1 pseudogene is annotated in these 489 nt (G+C 82.0%); it reads left to right on the top strand.

The annotated features are described in order from the left end of the window. Window positions 1-384: 384 nt before the first annotated feature. Window positions 385-489, top strand: a pseudogene (locus tag MKK69_RS31165) (PhnA-like protein); the annotation flags it as partial.

Genomic DNA, 489 nt, shown 5'->3' with positions numbered 1-489 from the left:
GGGGGGGGGGGGGGGGGGGGGCGGCGGGGGGGGCGGGGTGGGGGGCGGCGCGCGCGGCGGGCAGGGCGGCGCGGGGGGGCGGGGCGGCGGCGGCGGGGGGGGGGGCCGGGGCGGGGCGGAGGGGGGCGGGGGTTAGGGGGGGGGGGGGGGCGGGGGGGGGGGCGGGGGGGGGCGCCGGGGCGGCGGGGGGGTCGGCGAGCAGGTCGGCGGGTACCCGCTCGCCTCGCTGCTCATCGCCGGCCTGGCCGGCTTCGGCCTCGGCCTGCTGGTCAGCGCCACCCGCGACTGAGCCATCTCCTCGACGCGCCCGCCGACGCCGAACCGGTATCCCTGTCGGCGGCGGGCGCTTCAGATCCTCGACGACCCCTTTTCCGGAGTGACAGCGTGACCCCCATCCAGACCGCCGCGACACCGCTTTCCCCCGACGCGCATGCCGACACGCGCGCCGTCCTGCTCAACCAGGTGTCCTGGGGCGCCATCTTCGCGGGC

Source organism: Methylobacterium sp. J-026 (assembly GCF_022829585.1).
Taxonomy (GTDB): Bacteria; Pseudomonadota; Alphaproteobacteria; order Rhizobiales; family Beijerinckiaceae; genus Methylobacterium.
Note: the sequence above shows the minus strand (reverse complement) of the source record. Positions and strands in the feature narration are given on the sequence as shown.